At 74.6% G+C, this 16,880-nt stretch carries 16 protein-coding genes and 1 pseudogene; 12 read left to right on the top strand and 5 right to left on the bottom strand.

Features of this window, described 5'->3' with window-relative positions:
* Positions 1–167 precede the first annotated feature (167 nt).
* Positions 168–1,538: a transcriptional regulator gene (locus tag AB0442_RS02660; RefSeq protein ID WP_366160139.1), complete on the top strand. Its 1,371-nt coding sequence runs from the start codon at positions 168–170 to the stop codon at positions 1,536–1,538.
* Positions 1,539–1,560: 22 nt separating this feature from the next.
* Here the strand turns inward: AB0442_RS02660 and AB0442_RS02655 are convergent, their stop codons facing one another.
* Together AB0442_RS02655 and AB0442_RS02650 are read right to left on the bottom strand one after the other, a co-directional pair.
* Complete coding sequence (locus AB0442_RS02655; RefSeq protein ID WP_366160138.1) at positions 1,561–2,925, bottom strand: SMI1/KNR4 family protein; 1,365 nt, start codon at positions 2,923–2,925, stop codon at positions 1,561–1,563.
* A gap of 82 nt (positions 2,926–3,007) precedes the next feature.
* Complete coding sequence (locus tag AB0442_RS02650) at positions 3,008–3,466, bottom strand: zinc ribbon domain-containing protein (protein ID WP_366160137.1); 459 nt, start codon at positions 3,464–3,466, stop codon at positions 3,008–3,010.
* A gap of 250 nt (positions 3,467–3,716) precedes the next feature.
* Here AB0442_RS02650 and AB0442_RS02645 point away from each other — a divergent pair, with 250 nt between their 5' ends.
* The 6 genes from AB0442_RS02645 to AB0442_RS02620 all read left to right on the top strand — a co-directional run bounded on the left by AB0442_RS02645 (position 3,717) and on the right by AB0442_RS02620 (position 11,417).
* Positions 3,717–5,066: a transaminase gene (locus AB0442_RS02645; RefSeq protein ID WP_366160135.1), complete on the top strand. Its 1,350-nt coding sequence runs from the start codon at positions 3,717–3,719 to the stop codon at positions 5,064–5,066.
* A 91-nt stretch (positions 5,067–5,157) separates the two neighbouring features.
* Positions 5,158–5,598 carry an Lrp/AsnC family transcriptional regulator gene (locus AB0442_RS02640; RefSeq protein WP_344622952.1) on the top strand — a complete coding sequence of 147 codons (441 nt, stop codon included), beginning with the start codon at positions 5,158–5,160 and terminating at the stop codon, positions 5,596–5,598.
* A 184-nt stretch (positions 5,599–5,782) separates the two neighbouring features.
* The gene (locus AB0442_RS02635; protein WP_366160134.1) at positions 5,783–8,257 is read left to right on the top strand and encodes a DUF3376 domain-containing protein; all 2,475 of its coding nucleotides are present in this window, start codon (positions 5,783–5,785) and stop codon (positions 8,255–8,257) included.
* A 667-nt stretch (positions 8,258–8,924) separates the two neighbouring features.
* On the top strand, positions 8,925–9,446 hold the full coding sequence (locus tag AB0442_RS02630) for a SigE family RNA polymerase sigma factor (protein WP_366160132.1): 522 nt from the start codon (positions 8,925–8,927) through the stop codon (positions 9,444–9,446).
* Positions 9,446–10,297, top strand: a complete 852-nt coding sequence (locus AB0442_RS02625) for a hypothetical protein (protein ID WP_366160131.1) — start codon at positions 9,446–9,448, stop codon at positions 10,295–10,297. Before AB0442_RS02630 ends, AB0442_RS02625 begins: the two co-directional genes overlap by 1 nt.
* Positions 10,298–10,673: 376 nt before the next feature.
* Positions 10,674–11,417: a CBM20 domain-containing protein gene (locus AB0442_RS02620; protein WP_366160130.1), complete on the top strand. Its 744-nt coding sequence runs from the start codon at positions 10,674–10,676 to the stop codon at positions 11,415–11,417.
* An 84-nt stretch (positions 11,418–11,501) separates the two neighbouring features.
* Here AB0442_RS02620 and AB0442_RS02615 read toward each other — a convergent pair whose 3' ends face one another.
* Complete coding sequence (locus AB0442_RS02615) at positions 11,502–11,780, bottom strand: hypothetical protein (protein WP_366160129.1); 279 nt, start codon at positions 11,778–11,780, stop codon at positions 11,502–11,504.
* A 129-nt stretch (positions 11,781–11,909) separates the two neighbouring features.
* Between AB0442_RS02615 and AB0442_RS02610 the strand changes: the two genes are divergently transcribed.
* A complete protein-coding gene (locus AB0442_RS02610; RefSeq protein WP_363540742.1) occupies positions 11,910–12,167 on the top strand; it encodes a LapA family protein in 258 nt (85 codons plus the stop codon).
* A 194-nt stretch (positions 12,168–12,361) separates the two neighbouring features.
* Here the strand turns inward: AB0442_RS02610 and AB0442_RS02605 are convergent, their stop codons facing one another.
* Entirely contained in the window at positions 12,362–13,144 is a 783-nt protein-coding gene (locus AB0442_RS02605; RefSeq protein ID WP_366160127.1) for an SDR family oxidoreductase, read from the bottom strand.
* A gap of 110 nt (positions 13,145–13,254) precedes the next feature.
* On the opposite strand from AB0442_RS02605, the gene AB0442_RS02600 reads away from it, so the two are divergent.
* The 4 genes and pseudogenes from AB0442_RS02600 to AB0442_RS02585 all read left to right on the top strand — a co-directional run.
* Positions 13,255–13,638, top strand: coding sequence for a GNAT family N-acetyltransferase (locus tag AB0442_RS02600; RefSeq protein WP_366160126.1), 384 nt, complete (start codon positions 13,255–13,257; stop codon positions 13,636–13,638).
* Positions 13,639–13,673: 35 nt separating this feature from the next.
* A complete protein-coding gene (locus tag AB0442_RS02595) occupies positions 13,674–14,180 on the top strand; it encodes an OsmC family protein (RefSeq protein WP_366160125.1) in 507 nt (168 codons plus the stop codon).
* Complete coding sequence (locus AB0442_RS02590; RefSeq protein ID WP_366160124.1) at positions 14,173–15,138, top strand: pirin family protein; 966 nt, start codon at positions 14,173–14,175, stop codon at positions 15,136–15,138. The genes AB0442_RS02595 and AB0442_RS02590 overlap by 8 nt, the downstream gene beginning before the upstream one ends.
* Positions 15,139–15,678: 540 nt before the next feature.
* Positions 15,679–16,626: pseudogene (locus tag AB0442_RS02585) on the top strand (ISAzo13 family transposase); the annotation flags it as partial.
* A gap of 17 nt (positions 16,627–16,643) precedes the next feature.
* Here the strand turns inward: AB0442_RS02585 and AB0442_RS02580 are convergent.
* The coding region (locus tag AB0442_RS02580; RefSeq protein WP_366160123.1) for a hypothetical protein at positions 16,644–16,880 on the bottom strand (237 nt) is incomplete at its 5' end.

Genomic DNA, 16,880 nt, shown 5'->3' with positions numbered 1-16,880 from the left:
TGCGGGCGGCGGCATTTCGCTCCGTTGTCCGACGGCCCGTCGGCCGCCCGGACGCGGCGGCCCGCGCCCGGGCCGCCGGAGCCGGGGCGGCATCCGCGCCGCGCGGGCCGGGCAGCGCATAGGGTGGCCCTCGCACGTCGGGGCCCGAGCGGACAGGTGGGACAGCAGTGACGGACACGACGACCCCGGCGGAGCCGGACGCCTCCGGCACCGTCGGCCGGCGGGTGCACCGGCTGCGGGTCGAGCGCGGCCTCACCCAGCGCCAACTCGCCGAGCCCGCCTACACGGCCGCCTACATCTCGATACTGGAGTCGGACCGGGTGCGGCCCTCGGAGGCCGCCCTGCGGCACCTCGCCGAACGGCTCGGCGTGACGTACGAGGAGCTCGCCACCGGGCGGCCGCCGCACATCGCGACCGGCCTGCGGGCCGAACTCGTCGACGCCCAGCGGCTGCTGGCCCTCGGCGAGGGCGAGCCGGCGGCCGCCGCGTACCGGCGGCTGCTCGCCGAGGCGGAGCGGCACGGCCTGGAGGACGAACGGGCCGCGGCGCTGCTCGGCCTCGGCCAGTGCGCGCTGTTCGCCGGCGACCTGGCCGCCGCCCGCGGGCACTTCGAGGCCGCGGAGCCGCTGCTCGCCGGGGCGCCGCCGGTGCAGCGCGCCCGGGCCGTCCGCGGCCGTGCCGTCGCCCACCTGCTCGCGGGTGAACTGCGCTACTCCTGCTACCTGCTGGAGAGCGCGATCGACGGGCTGAACGCCGCCGGGCTGCAGGACCCGGACGCCCTCGTCCTGCTGTACACCGCCGCGATCGCGCCCTACCTGGACATGGGCGCGCACGCCCGGGCCGCGCAGGCCGCCGAGATCGCGCTCGGCCTGGCCCCGCAGGTGACCGACCCGGCGCTGGTCGCGGGCATGCACCGCACCGTCGCCCGCACCCTGCTCGCCGAGGGCCGCACCGCGGAGGCCGACGCCTCACTGGCCAGGGCCGCGGCACTGTACGAACAGCTGCAGATCCGCACCGAGCTGGCGCACTGCCACTGGATGCGCGGCTACGTGCACGCCCAGGACGGCGCCCTCGACGCGGCCGCCCGCGAACTCACCACCGCCCGCGACATGCTGGCGGCCGGACGGGCGGAGCTGTACACCGCCCAGGTGGAGGTGGAGCTCGCCGACGTGCTGCGCCGACTGGGCCGCCGCGAGGAGGCGGGGCAGCTGCTCGTGCGGCTCCTCGACCGGCTGCAGCCCGACCGCGGGCCGGTGCACCGCGCCGCCGCCCACCGACTGCTGGGCCTGCTCGCGGAGGACGGGGACGACAGCGCGGCGGCCGAGGAGCACTACGGCCGGGCCCTCGCGCTGCTGGAGCCCACCGGCGCGGCCGGCGACCTGGCCGACCTGTGCCGTCTGCTCGGCGACCTGCAGCGCCGGCTGGGCCGCACCGAGGCCGCGCTGGACACCTACCGGACGGGCCTCGGGCACGCCGCGGCGCCCGGCACGACCACCCTCGGCCCCGCTCCGGCGCAGCCGCCGTTCACCTCCGCCTGAGCTCGCGGGCGACTCGCGCCGCTCATGCCACGGGCCCGAGGTCGCCCTCCAGGAGGGTCTGGTCGATAGGGGGACGGCCCCACAGCGCCAGGATCTCGTTGGCGAGGTCCACGACGGGCAGGTGGTCGCCGTCGCCCACCTTGACGGCCGCGGCCGACAGGCTGCGGGGGACGGCTCCGGCGTCCAGCAGGACGCGCCACTCCCGGGGGCCGAGTTCGAGGAACTCCAGGCCGGTGAGCCCGGCGATCTCCAGCGGATCGGCCAGCGCGCCGGGCCAGGCGGTGAGGGTGCGCAGCCGGGGCAGTCCGATGACGGGCGCGAGGCTGAACGGCGAGCCGTCCGACCTGTCGATCGACAGGACCTCCAGGTCGGGGTGGGCGGCGGCCCGGACGGAGTCGAGGCCCCCCTTCCTGACACCGGCCACGACCGGGAGGCCGCGCTCGGGACTGCCGCCGCGTCCGTCCTTCGTCCGCTCCAGCACGAAGTCGGTGAGGGAGTCTGCGAGAAGTTCGGCACCGAGGCTCAGCTCGTGGCTGACCAGGATCACCTGCCCGAGGTGTCCGCCCGGGCCGGGCGTCAGGTCCACTGCCAGCTCGTCGCCGCCGTTGCTCCCGAAGACGATCCAGCCGGGCGAGCCGGCCAGGCCCTGCACCGGGGCGTCGGGCGGGGTCGAGAGCGCGTCCGTCGCCGAGAACCGCCAGCGGGAGTGGCGGGCCGCCGCGTCGACCGCGTAGAGGCTGTCCGGGTCGTGGATCTCGCAGCAGACCGCGTTGTTCACCTCGACCGCCGCCTCCCAGTCGTCGCCCCAGTCCTCCCACCGCGCCCGGGTGACCCGGTAGAGCGCCTTCAGCTCGTCGGAGAGCGTGACGCCGAGGCGCGTCTCGGCGGCGGCGATCTCCTCCTCCGTCGCGCCGACGGCGTCGGGCAGGCGCTCGCGGAGCGTCCGCTCCAGCAGTTCCGGGTCCGCCGTCGGGGCGGGCCGCGCGCCGGGGACGGGCTCGGGGAGGCGGCGCCAGGGCTCGGGGAGGGCGTCCCCGTCCAGGACGAGCACACCGAGGTCGGGGTAGCCGAGGCCGGATTCCACGGCCGGGCCGGGCCGGACCAGGCCGAGGGTGGTGCTGCCGTCCGGCCGGACCTCCGCCCGGAAGGCGACCTCCTCGACCCGGCCGCGTGCGAGTGCCCGCTGGATGTCCTTCACCGCCGTCCGCGCCACCGAGGACATGCCCCACGGCAGTGCGAGGCTCTGCCCGTACCGACTGATCCGTCCCGCCGGGCGGGCGGAGCCGTCGGCACTGCGCTCGGTGTCGTGGGCCAGCAGGAGCCGCAGTACGGGCTCCCAGGTTGCGAAGGAGTGCAGCGACGGCAGGGGCGGCGTCTGATCGATCATGCGCAGACCGTACCGAGGGGCAGTGACGGCCGGGCCACCCCGGAGGCCGCTCCGGTGCCCCGCGGCACGGGGCCGGGGGTCGTCAGCCCGCGCGGCGGGCGGCGGGGAGCACGGCCGGGCGGACGCAGCCGACCGCGCGGGTGGCGAAGAGGCTCTCCGGCTCGACCGGGCCGAGCTGGCCGGGTGCCAGCCGGAAGGCCACCAACGGGCCGCTGGAGACGGCGAGTTCCACCCGGGCACCGGCCGGCACGGCGCCGGGCATGGTGCCGGTGACCGCGGCCTGCACGGTGAACCCTTCGTCGAGGGCGACCACGTAGGGCATCGGCTCGCCGGCGCCGCGGCGGGCCGCGGGCAGCAGCCGCCGGACGGTGCCGGTGCCGCGGCTGACCTCGTCGTCCAGGTCGGCGCTGCCGCACACCGGGCAGAGCATGCGGACGGGCGCGGTGGCGGCACGGCACCAGCGGCAGCGGCGGAAGACCAGCTCGGGGCCGGGCTGCTCGACGGCGGGTACCCCGGAGGGCGCGGTGGCGACAGGATTCATGGCGGCTCCTCCCGGTCCGGGCCAGGGCGCGCGCAAGCGGCCGCCGATGCCCGATCGACACGACACCGGGAGCGTATGGCACTGAGTGCCAATCGGTAAAGGCACTGAGTGCACGCTGCCGCATAAGACCCCATGGACGCTCGAATCGATTGCTTAAACAATTGAATCGAGTGTGATTCCTTGCTCGCGCGCTCCATACCTGCCTACAGTCAGGGCATCTCCCCCGGACCCCCGACGCTGAGGTACCGCCATGGACCGCACCCGACTGCAGCACCTGCTCGCCCGCGAGAGCGCCGAGGCCGAGCGCCGCAATCCGCGGTCGAAGGCCGCCTACGCACGCGCCGACCACCTCTTCGGCCGGGTTCCGATGACCTGGATGAACAAGACCGCCGGCGCCTTCCCCCGCTACCTCGGCACCGCGAACGGCGCCCGGATCACCGACATCGACGGCCACGAGTACATCGACTTCTGCCTCGGCGACACCGGCGCGATGGCCGGCCACTCCCCCGAGGCGGTCGCCGTCGCCGTGCAGCGCCGCTTCGCCGAGCAGGGCGGCGCGACCGCGATGCTGCCCACCGAGGACGCCGAGTGGGTGGGCGCCGAGCTGACCCGCCGGTTCGGGCTCTCGCACTGGAGCTTCTCGCTGACCGCCACCGACGCCAACCGCTGGGCGATCCGCCTCGCCCGCGCCGTCACCGGCCGCAGCAAGATCCTGGTGAACAGCTACAGCTACCACGGCAGCGTCGACGAGTCGCTGATCGTCGTCGGCCCGGACGGCCGCGGCGCCTCCCGCCCCGGCAACGTCGGCGCGCCCTGCGACGTCACCCTCACCAGCCGGGTCGCCGAGTTCAACGACCTCGACCAGCTGGAGCGCGAGCTCGCCCACGGCGACGTCGCCGCCGTCCTCATGGAGCCCGCCCTCACCAACATCGGCATCGTGCTGCCGGAGCCCGGCTACCTGGCCGGTGTCCGCGACCTGACCCGCCGGCACGGCGTGCTGCTGATCAACGACGAGACGCACACCTTCTCCGCCGGCCCCGGCGGCTGCACCGCCGCCTGGCACCTCGAACCCGACATGCTGACCATCGGCAAGGCCATCGGCGGCGGCATCCCGGCCGGCGCGTACGGGCTCTCCGCCGAGCTGGCGGACCGGCTGCTCGGCCGCTCCGACCTCGACCTGGTCGACATGGGCGGCGTCGGCGGCACCCTGGCCGGCAACGCGCTCTCCGTCGCCGCGATGCGCGCCACCCTGGAGCACGTGCTCACCGACGACGCCTTCGAACGGATGGGCAAGCGCGCCGAGCGCTTCGAGGCCGGCGTCCAGCAGGCGATCGACGCACACGGCCTGCCCTGGTCGGTCAGCCGGCTCGGCGCCCGCACCGAGTACCGCTTCGCCAACCCCGCCCCCCGCACCGGCACCGCCTCCTCCGAGGTCGCCGACCCGGAGCTGGAGGACTTCCTCCACCTGTACCTGGCCAACCGCGGCATCCTGATGACGCCCTTCCACAACATGGCCCTGATGTGCCCCGCCACCACCGAGGCGGACGTGGACGCGCACACCGACGTCTTCTCCGTCGCCCTGGCCCAGCTCATCGGCTGACCCCCCGTCCGCCCGCAGACCGCCGGCACCCTCCTCGGGCCGGCGGCCTGACGGTAGGGTGCGGAGGTCGACGGACCGAGGAGTTGCGAATTTGGACGAGATCGACCGGGCCATCCTGCGCGAGCTGCAGACGGACGGCAGGATCGCGTACGCCGACCTGGGCCCCAAGGTGGGCCTGTCGGCCTCGGCCGCCCGGCAGCGGCTGCAGCGGCTGATCGACGCCAAGGCCGTCCAGGTCGTCGGCGTGACCGATCCGATGGCCATGGGCGGGCAGGCGATGGCCATGCTCGGCATCACCGTGGACGGCGACCCGCGCGGCGTCGCCGACGAACTCGCCCGGTACGGCGAAGTGGTGTACTCGGTGCTGACCGCCGGCGGCTTCGACCTGTTCGCCGAGGTGGTCTGCCCCGGGCCGCGCGAGCTGCTGGACTTCGTCAACGACACCGTCCGGCCGATCCAGGGCGTCAAGCACATCCAGTCCTTCCCCTACTTCGGCATCCACACCCACCGGTTCTTCTGGGACGTCGGCTGACCCGGGCCACGCCCTGACACCGCGGGCCCGCCGGCCTCGTGCCGGCCGGGCCTCGCCCACCGGCCGGCCCCGCGCCGGCCGGGCCCGCGGCCCTGCGCCGCCCGGTGCAATCCGTTCCGCCGAGCGGCTGAACCGGCCGCCCGGCCCGGACGGTGACGGCCCGCCGGCCGCCTAGCCTGCCGCTATGACCGACCAGGACACCGCGGCCGGCGGCCCGCCGCAGGAGGTCCGGCTCGCCCTCGTCCTCAACGGCGGCATCAGCCTCGCGGTCTGGATGGGCGGCGTGGCCCACGAACTCGACCTGCTGCGCCGGGCCTCCCGGGGCGACGACGAGTCGGGCGTCGCCGAGCGCGACCGTCCCACCTTCCGGATCTGGCAGCGCCTCACCCGGGAGCGGCACAAGCGGGTCGTGGTGGACGTGGTCGCCGGCACCTCCGCCGGCGGGCTGAACGGCGTGCTGCTGGCCACCGCCGTCGCCCGCGGCGCCGCCCTGCCCGACCTGCGCGCCACCTGGAACCGCACCGCCGACCTCGGCCGGCTGCTCTCCGAGGACGGCTCCGGCAGCCTGCTGCGCGGCGCCGCCGTCGAGGAGGCCCTCACCGAGGCCGTCGCCGCGATGGGCGGCGAACCGCAACTGGCCGAGCCGGTCACCCTCTTCCTCACCGCCACCGCCCTCGACGGCCGCCCCCGCCGGTGCGCCGACGGCTACGGCGGCGCCTTCGACGTGCCCGACCACCGCCGGGTCTACCGGTTCCGCCACGACGACGAGGCGCCGGTCTACGAACGCACCCGCGCCGGCGCCTGGCAGGTCGGCCGGCACCCGCTGCGCGACTTCCACGGCCCGGCCGGACGCCCGGCGCCGGCCCTGCTGCGCGCCGCCCGCGCCACGGCCGCGTTCCCGGTGGCCTTCGCCCCGGTGCAGGAGGCACCGATGGCCGACCACCGCGACCCGCCCTCCGCCATCCCCAGCAGCTCCGTCATGGACGGCGGCGTCCTCGACAACGAGCCCTTCCGCCCGGTGCTCGACGCGATCGGCGAACGCCTCGCCGACCGGCGGCCCGAACGCGTCCTGGTGTACGTGGTGCCGTCCGCCGGCACCCTGCAGCAGGAGGCCGTCGGCCGCAAACGGCCCGAGGACATTACCTGGACGGAGGCCGCCGCCACCGCACTGCACCACCCCCGCGAGGCCAACTTCCGCTCCGCCACCGAGGACCTCGCCGAACGGATGCGCACCCGCGTCTCCGGCGTCCAGGAGCACCTCTTCCGCGAGCTGTACGAGAACCCCGTCCGGGCCACCCGCCTGCTGCACCGGGCCGCCGAACTCCTCGACGACTACCGCCGCAGCCGGGCCGCGGCCGTCGTCTGGGACGTCCGCCGGCAGGCCTCCGCGGACGGCGTCACCGCCCTGCTCGACCCGCCCGGCACCGCGGCCGACTGGCTGCCCGGCCGCGACCCCGCGTGGCTGCCGCCGGCCGCCACCGAGCACGACGACCCCGTGCACGCCGCCGACCCCGGCGACTGGCGGTGGGGGCTCGTCCCCACCGAACGCGTCCTGCGGATGATGCTCTGCGACCTGCAGCGCCGCCTGCCCGACTGCCAGCCCGCCGTCCGCCGCCAGCTGGCCTCGGCGGCCGGACTGGTCTGCCGCCGGCTCGCCGAGACCCGGGCGGTGGCGGCCGCCGTCCGCGCCGCCCTGCGCGAAGGGCCGCCGCCGGGCCCGTCCGACGCCGGGATCGCCGACCGGGTCAGCGAGGTCTTCACCCGCCTCGACGCCGCCCGCACCCTCGGCGGCCTCGTCCGGCAGGCCGCCGGCAGCTACCTCACCGCCCTGCACACCCTCGGCGACCAGCGCTTCGCCACCACCCGCGACGCCCTCGCCTGCTGCCTCGCCGTCGAGGTCCTCAGCCACGCCTACGCCCCAGCCGCGGCCGCCGTCGAACAGCCCACCCCCGCCTTCACCTTCCTCCGCCTCGGCCCCGACGACCTCGGCCCGCTCTTCCGCCAGGACCGCTACGCCGACATGGGCGACCGCAAGCTGTACGGCACCAGGCTCGGCCACTTCGGCGCCTTCCTCGACGAGGACTGGCGCAGCTCCGACTTCACCTGGGGCCGCCTGGACGCCGCCCGCCACCTGCTCCGCGTCCTCGTCCCCGAGCCGGGCGAACGGCAGGACGCCGAGCGGGAGTTGCACAGCGCGCTGCTCGCCGCCGAGATCGGGCGGGAACGGATGCAGCAGAACCTCGACGAACTGCTCGGCGCGGACTCCGCCCTGCTCGACCGCACCATCGGCGGCCCCGGCGGCCGGGACGTCCGGCAGCGGACCGCCCGGTCCGCCCGCGCCCTGCTGCTCGCCGAACCGGAGGCCGACGCCGCCGGCCCCACCCGGTGGGCGCAGCGCCGGCTCAACGTCCCGGTCCGCGCCGCCCTCGCCCCGGAGCCGCCCGACACCGGCGGTCTCCCGCTGCGCCGCCGGGTGGGCCTGTGGCTGCTGCGCCGCGCCACCCGCCGCGTCCGCCGGCAGTTGGACCAGGATCCGCTGCCGGGTGCGCTGCGCACCGCGTTGCGTCGTGACGCCGTCCGTACGGTCTGCGCGGCGGCGCTGCTCTGCGCGCTGCTCGGCGCGGGCATCGCGCTGGCGATCGCCCTGCCGCTGACATGATCGCCGTTCGCGTACGCGATGGTCTCTCGTTGCCGTGATACCCATTCACTTTGGTGTCGATCAATCTCTTGGGTGATGGTCAATCGCTTTTGGATGCCCACTTGCTGATGTGACGGCGACTCGCCGCTCCAAGGGCTCTTCGCTGCCCCGACAGCACCTCGCTGCTCAGACGGCCCCTCGCGGCTCGGATGACCCTTCGCCGCTCCGACTGCCCTTCGCCACTCGTCGGCCCGCTGACTGCCGCAAGCGCTGTTCACTGCCCACGGCGGCATGTGCCGACCCGACAGGACCGACTTCCCGTCCGGCGGCAACCTTTCGCGCGTCGGCGGCAACCCGCGGGCAGCAAGACGCCGACCCGAAGGAGGCTCCCCGTGCCCTGCCCTGCCCCCGAGAGACCGTTCGACCCGTACCCTCCGTCCGTGCCGTCAGCCCGCGCCGGGGTGCGCGCCGCCCGGTCGGGTACGGAGGGGTGACGGCGCTGGGCACGGCACCCGCCGCCGACCCGCTCGGTCTCGGCCGGCGGGGCCGCACGGCCCGGCCGGCACCCCTGCGACCTGCGGCGACGACTGGGGTACCCGCTGATCCGGCGGCGGGAGCGGTTGGTAGGCTGCCGCCCTCCCTGCTGATTGAGAACGCTCACAACGGATCGAGAGGTCACGCCCCGGACATGATCGCCGACGATGCGTCCGCGGAGTTCCACGACTTCTTCGAACGCCACCACGCCGAACTCGCCCGGCTCGCCCACCTCCTGACGGGCGAGGCGGACGCGGCCGACGACCTCGCTGCGGACGCCATGGTGGCCCTCTGGCACCGCTGGGACCGGGTCCGCGGCGCGGACCACCCCGTCGCCTACGCCCGCGGCGTGGTCGCCAACCTGGCCCGCGGCCGGGTCCGCACCGCCGTCCGCGAGCGGCGCCGGGTGCTGCTGTTCTGGTCGCACCGCTCCGAGCGGACGGACGGGCCGGACGTGGCCTCCGTGCTGGACGTCCGGGCGGCGCTGGCCCGGCTACCCTTCCGCAAGCGGGCCTGCGTGGTGCTCCGGCATGCCATGGACCTCTCCGAGAAGGAGACGGCCCTGGCCCTCGGCATCTCGGTGGGCACGGTGAAGAGCCAGACCTCCAAGGGGATGGCGGAACTGCAACGGCTGCTCGGCGACCGGGCCGGCGAACTGACGGGAAGGAGGAGCTGATGGACGAGTTGCGCCGACAGCTGCGCGAGGCCGCCGAGGCCCACCGGCCGGACCGGGAGCGCATGCTCGCCCGCATCGAGCGGGGCATCGCCTCCTCCGATGCCCTGAACACCGACGCCTCCGACCCGGCGGCCGGCCGCCACCGGGTGCGCCGGGGCCTGCTCTCCTGGCCCCGGATGGCGCTGGCCGGGCTGGCCGCGACCGCGGCCCTGGCGGTCGGCGGTCTCGCGGTGGCAGCGATCGCCCAGCGGCCGCAGACGCCGCCCGCGCCGTCCCCCTCGCCGAGCTCCGCAGCGAGCACCGCCCCGCCGTCCGCCGCGCCCGAGCCGCTGCCGGCGCCCACCTCCGGGTCCCTGCCGCCCTCCGCCGCGCCCCGGCCGAGCACCTCGGCCTCCCCCTCCGCCTCGCCCTCCTCCGCCCGGCCGACGACGTCGGCGAGGCCCACCGGGAGCCGGACGGAGGACGGCCCGCTGTGGGCGGACGGCTCGATCGATCCGCACAGCACGGACTTCTGGGCGCAGAGCAACGTGACCTTCAAGACCCGTGAGGTGCTCACCGCACTGACGGTGGAGCTGCACGTGCCGCAGACCGGCGGGGTGAAGGACACCGGCCACTGGCAGACCCTGCCCGCGGGCGACTTCACGATGACCGTCCGGGAGGAGGGCGGCGTGCTGGTCTACCGCTGGGTGCTGAAGGCGGGCCGTACGGTCCCGGTCGGCCAGCACGTCTTCGCGGGTCAGTACGGGCACGACGCCGGCGCCCGGGACGCGGGCGGCGACTGGTACCGGATCGACGCCGCGACGGCGGGCGGCCGGGCGTCGGTCTGGGGCGACTTCGCCCGCACGGGCTGAGCCGCCCGTCCGGCGAGGGGCCGGGTTCCCGCCGTTGTCGCGCGACCTGGTGTCACACGCGGTGACGGCGGGGCCCTCGGCGAGGTGCGTCCGGTGGCCGTCGGGTGGCCGTCGCGTTCCGGGAGGGCGGAGCCGGGGTGCCCCGGCGGCCCGCCGCCTTGGTGTCGTGTGCAGGTCAGGCGAGGTCAGGGTCCCTGCCGCCCACCCGTCGAGCAGGCGCGCCCCCGACCTGGCCGGAAATCGTCCATCGCCATGAAAGTTGCTGCAAGACTTTGCAGAACTTCGGACCGCCGCTCGCCTCCGACGCCGCACGCGAACCCCGGCCGTCCCCCTCCGCGGCGCCCCGCGCCGCCATTCGACCTGGAGGACAACGGACATGACGTTCCCCCAGCCGCACCCCGCCGCAGCCCGGCTGCGACCCCTCCTGCTGCTCCCAGCCCTGGTCACGGCCCTGATCGCGAGCCTGCTCCTGCCCGCCACGGCCGCCCGGGCCGCCACCGGCGGCACCCTCGGCACTCCCGTACACCTGCAGGTCACGGCCGCCACCGCGTACGGGGAGACCGTGCTGGTCTCCGGCAGCACCGCCGAACTCGGCGCCTGGGATCCGGCCACGGCCGTCCCCCTCACCACCGACGCGCAGAGCTATCCGACCTGGTCGGTCGACCTCCTGCTGCCGCCCGGCGGCCAGCTCACCTACAAGTACCTGAAGCGGACCGCCGCGGGCGCGGTGGAGTGGGAGTCGATCCCGAACCGCTCCGTCTTCCTGTCCGGCACCGGCGGCGAGACCGTCCTCTCCGACCGCTGGAACGTCACCGGCGAGCACCCGCTCACCGCCGTCTTCACCGCCACCGCCTCCACCACCTGGGGGCAGACCCTGTACGTCTCCGGCGACCTCGCCGAACTCGGCGCCTGGGACCCGGCCAAGGCCGTCGCGCTCAGCACCAGCCACGCCGTCTACCCGGAGTGGACCGGCATCGCCTCACTGCCCCCGAACACCGCCGTCCGCTACAAGCTGCTGAAGAAGAACGCCGACGGCACCGTCGCCTGGGAGGACGGGCCGAACCACGCCACCGTCACCCCGCCGACCGGCACCCTCGTGCTGCACGACAGCTGGCGCTGAACACCCGGCCGCTCCGGCTGCCCGGCCCGGTCCGACCGGGCCGGGCAGCCGCTCGCTCGCCGGCCTACGACGACCGGCCGGCGCTCACCGGCCTCGCACCGCGGCGGCGCACTCCTCACAGACCCGCTGGGACCACCGGGAGGGGTACCAGACGGCGGCGTCCTCGGCGGGCTGCCAGGGGTCGCGTTCAAGGCCCGAGGTGTCCGAGCCGCAGAAGGTCCGCCGTTCGGGGCCGCCGTCGGCGGCGACCGGGGCCGCGTGCACGACCAGGGCCGCGCGGCCCTCCGAGGCGCGCTCGCCACCGCCGAGATCGTGGACCGTGCCCGGTTGCTCGATCTCCAGCATCACCACCAGCGCCGTCATCCTTCGAGCTTCCCGCGGACGGACGGCGGCCGCACCTCGCGCCGGGCCCCACCCGCCCGCGCGGAGCCCGGAGGCCCCGCAGGGCCGTCCTCCGGGGACGAATCAGGCAAATCGCACGATACTGAAGCCATGTCGCAGAACACCCAGCACGAGCCGTCGCGTCTCACGGTCAAGGGCCGCGAGGTGCGACTGCGCACCATCGCGGTCGGCGTCATCGCGGTCCTCGCCGTGTGGTTCATCGCGGTCAACACCGCGTCGGTGACCATCACCCTCTGGGTCTCCGACGTCACCATGCCACTCTGGGTCGTCCTGACCGTGACCATCCTGGTCGGCATGCTGATCGGCGTCTTCCTCGCCCGCCGCCGGGCCGCCCGCAAGGGACGGTAGCGACCCCGACGAACCCGCGCGTCCGCCGCCCCGGGCCCCGTCCGGAAGTGACGGGGAGGCGCCGCCCGCCGCCCGGCCAGGACCGGTCACGGCCGCCCGGTCCCGGCCGCCGGTCCCGGCCCGCAGGCCACGAACCGGACCACGAGCCACAAGCAACGGGCCGCGAACCACCAGCCACGAGCCACGGACGGGGGCTACCGGCCCAGCACGGCTCCGCCGTTGACGCCGATCACCTGGCCCGTGACGTAGCCGGCCGCCGGCGAGGCCAGGTACACCACGGCGGACGCCACGTCCTCGGGGGTGCCGGCCCGGCCGACCAGGGTGTCGGCGATCTTGCGGGCGTGGAAATCCTCCGACCACCCCGCGCCGAAGATCTCGGTCTCGGCGACGTAGCCGGGGGCCAGGACGTTGACGGTGATCCCGTCCGGGCCGAGCTGTCGGGCCAGGCCGAAGGCCCAGCCGTGCAGGGCGGCCTTGGCGGCCGCGTAGGAGCCGGCCGAGTGCGGGCCGGCGCCGCCGCGCTGGGCCGCCGCCGAACTGATGACGATCAGCCGCCCGCCGGGGCGGCGCAGCCGGTCGGTGAGGGCCGTGGTGAGCAGGACGGCGCTGAGCAGGTTGGTGTCCAGGTCGTGCCGCCAGGCCGCGGCGAGGGCGTCGAGGCCGTCGTCGGCGGGCGGGGTGATGATCGCGCCGGCGTTGTTCACCAGGACGTCGACCGGCCCGAGCTCGCCGATCGCCTCGGCTGCCGCGGCCACCCGGGCGGGCACGGTGAGGTCGGCGGCGATTGGGACGGCCTCCGCTCCCGGTACGGCCTCGGCGATCTCCTCGCAGGCCCGTTCCAGTACGTCGACGCGCCGGCCGACGACCGCCACCCGGCACCCCTCGGCGGCGAGCGCACGGGCGACGGCCTTGCCGATCCCCGTACCGCCGCCGGACACCACCGCGACCCGTTGCACCCCTGCGCCCCCTCGGCCCATGATCGAATCGTGTCGAGCCAGCGTAGCTCCTGACGGCCCGTCGGCCACCCGGAGTCGCGGAAGGGGTCGCTGGGGGCTGCCGACCCGTGCGGCGGGACCGGGGTCCGGGAATGCGGTTGATCACCAATTGGTTTAATAGTAAACTACACAGGCCGCGAGACCGCGGCCCGATCGAGGAGGCAGGACCCATGGCGATTCGCGTGACGGACAATCAGGAAAGCTCCCGATTCGAGATCTTCGACGACGAGGAGCTCGCGGGCTTCGCCGAGTACCACCGCTACGGCACCGAGCTCGCCTTCATCCACACCGAGGTCGACCCGAAGTTCGGCGGCCGCGGCCTGGGCGGCAAGCTCGCGCAGGGCGCGCTGGACGCCGCCCGCGAGCAGGGCGCCGCCGTGCTGCCGTACTGCCCGTTCATCCGCGGCTGGATCACCAAGCACCCCGACTACGCCGAGCTGGTGCCGGCCGCCCAGCGCGACCGCTTCGGCCTGTGACCGCGCCCCGGACCGGGCACTCCCCCGAGGACACCATGGACACCACCACCGAGGCCCCCGCCTTCGTCCGCTCCGCGGCGGCCGTCGCCACCAGCACCGGCGAGGACTACCGCGTCGAGATCCGCTCCGGCCACCACAAGCTGGCCGCCGACGAACCCCCGTCCGTCGGCGGCGCCGACACCGCCACCACCCCGGTCGGCCTGCTGCTCTCCGCACTCGGCTCGTGCACCGCGATCACTCTGCGGATGTACGCCCAGCGCAAGGACTGGCCGCTGGAGACCGTCCGGGTGCACCTCGGCTACGAGAAGGGCCCGGAGAAGAGCGTGCGGATCACCCGGCGGATCGAGCTGCTCGGCGACCTCGACGAGGCGCAGCGGGCCCGGCTGCTCGACATCGCCGATCGCACCCCGGTGACCCGGGCGGTCCGCGGCGGCACCCCGATCGTCGAACAGGCGCACCACGGCGCGGTGCGCTGGCAGCACGCAGCGGGTGCGGGTGCGGGTGCCGATGCCGACGGGCAGGAGGCCGGCCGCCATGAGTGACCTCGACCTGCGCCCCACCCCCACCACCTGCGGCGGCAGCCGCGCCGAGGGTCCGGTGCGGGACCTGCTGGTCGCCCGCGAGACGGCGCTCGGCGGATCCACCGTGGTGCGGCGGCTGCTGCCGAGCATGGGCCGCCGGATGGTCGGTGCCTGGTGCTTCGTCGACCACTACGGTCCGGACGACATCGCCGACGAGCCCGGCATGCAGGTGCCCCCGCACCCGCACATCGGTCTGCAGACGGTGAGCTGGCTGCACGAGGGCGAGGTGCTGCACCGCGACAGCCTCGGCAGCCTGCAGACCGTCCGGCCGCGTGAACTCGGCCTGATGACCTCGGGCCGGGCGATCTCGCACTCCGAGGAATCACCGCGCGAGCACGCCCGGCTGCTGCACGGCGCCCAGCTCTGGGTCGCCCTGCCCGACGCCCACCGCCACACCGAACCCGCCTTCGAACACCATGCCGACCTGCCCAGGGTGACCGACCTCGGCGGCGGCCTCGACGCGACGGTGATCCTCGGCGAACTGGACGGCGCCCGCTCCCCCGGCACCATCCACACCCCGCTGGTCGGCGCCGACCTGTCGCTCCGCGAGGGCACCGAGGTCCGCCTGCCGGTCGAGCCCCACTTCGAGTACGCGGTGCTCACCATGAGCGGCCTCACCGAGGTCGACGGCGTCCGGCTGGAGCCCGGCTCGATGCTCTACCTGGGGACCGACCGCCGCGAACTCCCGCTGCGCGCCGTCACGGACGGCTCGGTCCTGCTCCTCGGTGGTGAGCCCTTCGAGGAGGAGCTCGTCATGTGGTGGAACTTCATCGGCCGGTCCGGTGAGGAGATCGCACAGGCCCGAAACGACTGGGAGACCGGCACCCGCTTCGGCGAGGTGCACGGCTACGACGGTGCCCGGCTGCACGCCCCGCAGCTGCCCGCGACCCCGCTGAAGCCTCGCGGCCGGGTGCGCTGAACTGCGGAAACAGCCACCGATTACACCTTCGATCAAGGGCGGCCGGACAAGGGCGGAGGCCCCACGGCGCCGAGAAACCAAGATCCCTCGGCGCCGTGGCCACCACTTCACCGACGCGCAGCTTCCGCAGTGCGGGTTCTCGTGATCAGGCTGGCGCGACAGGGTCTGAGCGGATTGATGCTGACCCTTTGTCGACCCTCCTGACCGACCGTCAGGTCATTGCCTTCCGGCAGTTGATCCGGGCGCCGGCGCGATGCCGCCAGTCGTGGGCACTCTGCTTGGGCGACCGCGGCGGCGGGGGTGGCGAGGGGAAAGGGGTGGCGGAGCATGTGGCGGGGCGTGTTCGCCGAGACGGTGGGGCTCGGCGGCGCTCGCGGTCGTCCGTTCAGGACTTCGGCAGGTAGAGCGCCCGCTCGGTCAACGTCCGGCCCCGCTCGCCCGCGTAGGCGAGGAACACTCCGACCTGGCAGTTCTCGGTGCGGCCGGGGGCTTGTATTTCAATTACTGCTTGCTCTGGCGGAGTTGGTGGGAGGGTGGACCATGCCTGTGCTTCCGCCCGTCACCGCCTTACGGGCCAAGTTCGATCGGATCCTGCCGCATCTCGACGAGCGGCGCCGTCGGCTCTACCTGGCCAGCGAGGCTGCGGCGATCGGCCACGGCGGGATCGCGCTGGTGGCTGCCGCCTCCGGGACCAGTGCCGCCACCATCGCGCGCGGGGTGACCGAGCTGGCCGGGAACCCGCTCCCGACACGGAGGGTCCGGGCTGCGGGAGCCGGACGTAAGCCGTTGACGGTCACCGACCCCGACCTGCTGCCGGCCCTCGAGGCGCTGATCGAGCCGCACACCCGGGGCGACCCGGTCTCCCCGTTGCGATGGACCACCTTGTCGCTGCGGGCTCTGGCCTCGACCCTCACGTCGCAGGGCCATCCGGTCAGTGCCGCAACCGTCGGACGCCTGCTGCACGGCCTGGGCTACAGCCTGCAGGGCACCGCCAAGACCACCGAGGGCGCCGGTCACCCGGACCGCGACGCCCAGTTCGCCCACCTGAATGCCACGGCCGCCGCCTTCCTCGACGGCCGGCAGCCGGTGATCAGCGTCGACACCAAGGCCAAGGAGTGGCTCGGCAGCCGCGACCGGCCCGGCAGAACGTGGCGGCCGGGCAAAACCCCGATCAAAGTCGACTGCCACACCTTCACCACCAGCGACCAGCCGGTCGCCATCCCCTACGGGATCTACGACATCGCCACCAACACCGGCTGGGTCAACGTCGGGACCGACCACGACACCGCCGAATTCGCGGTCGAGTCCATACGCCGCTGGTGGCAAAACCGCGGACGGATGCACCATCCGAACGCCACCCGGCTGCTGATCACCGCCGATGCCGGCGGTTCCAACGATCCCCGCCGCTGGACCTGGAAGAAGCACCTGGCCGCCTTCGCCCTGGAGAGCGGCCTGGAGATCACGGTCTGCCACTTCCCGCCGGGCACGCAATGCCGTTGCTTGAGTCAGTGAACTATTGCCGGTCGCAGGGTGATGACCTTGGGCGCGACGCGTCGTGTCGGCTGCCGGTCATGGGTGCTGACCCGGTAGGAGTGCTTGGAGGAGTACTTCGAGTCCGGGCGCTTGAGGTGTCGGTCCGCCTCGCGCAGGCGCCTGGCACCGTTGTCGAGTTTCCGGTGCAGCTTCGCCGCCAGGAGAGCCAGGAAGTTCTTGATCTTCTGGGGTGTGTCCGCGCACTGGCG

The sequence above is a fragment of the Kitasatospora sp. NPDC085895 genome (genome assembly GCF_040702125.1).
Lineage (GTDB): Bacteria > Actinomycetota > Actinomycetes > Streptomycetales > Streptomycetaceae > Kitasatospora > Kitasatospora arboriphila.
The sequence above is the reverse complement of the archived record's forward strand: the minus strand, read 5'-3'. Positions and strand labels throughout refer to the sequence as shown.

Excerpts from the sequence above, each read along its gene's own strand:
- AB0442_RS02590 (WP_366160124.1), top strand. The coding sequence starts at position 14,173 with ATGAGTGACCTCGACCTGCGCCCCACCCCCACCACCTGCGGCGGCAGC.
- AB0442_RS02630 (WP_366160132.1), top strand. The coding sequence starts at position 8,925 with ATGATCGCCGACGATGCGTCCGCGGAGTTCCACGACTTCTTCGAACGC.
- AB0442_RS02620 (WP_366160130.1), top strand. The coding sequence starts at position 10,674 with ATGACGTTCCCCCAGCCGCACCCCGCCGCAGCCCGGCTGCGACCCCTC.
- AB0442_RS02610 (WP_363540742.1), top strand. The coding sequence starts at position 11,910 with ATGTCGCAGAACACCCAGCACGAGCCGTCGCGTCTCACGGTCAAGGGC.
- AB0442_RS02625 (WP_366160131.1), top strand. The coding sequence starts at position 9,446 with ATGGACGAGTTGCGCCGACAGCTGCGCGAGGCCGCCGAGGCCCACCGG.
- AB0442_RS02605 (WP_366160127.1), bottom strand. The coding sequence starts at position 13,144 with ATGGGCCGAGGGGGCGCAGGGGTGCAACGGGTCGCGGTGGTGTCCGGC.
- AB0442_RS02655 (WP_366160138.1), bottom strand. The coding sequence starts at position 2,925 with ATGATCGATCAGACGCCGCCCCTGCCGTCGCTGCACTCCTTCGCAACC.
- AB0442_RS02600 (WP_366160126.1), top strand. The coding sequence starts at position 13,255 with ATGCGGTTGATCACCAATTGGTTTAATAGTAAACTACACAGGCCGCGA.
- AB0442_RS02635 (WP_366160134.1), top strand. The coding sequence starts at position 5,783 with ATGACCGACCAGGACACCGCGGCCGGCGGCCCGCCGCAGGAGGTCCGG.
- AB0442_RS02595 (WP_366160125.1), top strand. The coding sequence starts at position 13,674 with ATGGACACCACCACCGAGGCCCCCGCCTTCGTCCGCTCCGCGGCGGCC.
- AB0442_RS02645 (WP_366160135.1), top strand. The coding sequence starts at position 3,717 with ATGGACCGCACCCGACTGCAGCACCTGCTCGCCCGCGAGAGCGCCGAG.
- AB0442_RS02615 (WP_366160129.1), bottom strand. The coding sequence starts at position 11,780 with ATGACGGCGCTGGTGGTGATGCTGGAGATCGAGCAACCGGGCACGGTC.
- AB0442_RS02650 (WP_366160137.1), bottom strand. The coding sequence starts at position 3,466 with ATGAATCCTGTCGCCACCGCGCCCTCCGGGGTACCCGCCGTCGAGCAG.